General features: G+C 53.3%; 1 protein-coding gene. It reads left to right on the top strand.

The genetic code is table 11. From position 1 onward, the window contains the following. Window positions 1–72: 72 nt before the first annotated feature. Window positions 73–255 (top strand): hypothetical protein (locus AC1RPX_RS08020; protein ID WP_481763370.1); only part of this gene is annotated, 183 nt, incomplete at its 3' end.

Raw genomic sequence — 255 nt, 5'->3', positions numbered from 1 at the left:
CAAAAACAAACAAAACCTTATTTCGGCCTGTGCTCGCTCCACGGGCCTCAAAATTTTTGGAGTACTACTCAAATGGGTATCAAGAAACTCACCCTCGCTGATCTCGACGCACAAGCAACCGGACCGATCTGGTGCGTGAACTCGGCAGCTGCATCGAAGTACGAGCTGTCCGGCAACGTCGTTCTCGACATTCCGCACACCAACGGCGCAAAGTCTGACCCACTGGTGATCCGCCAAACGTGGCTTCCTATCGAC

It is taken from the genome of Dellaglioa sp. CoH-56-MRSF-14 (assembly GCF_056782115.1).
This window is presented reverse-complemented; position numbering and strand designations above follow the sequence as displayed.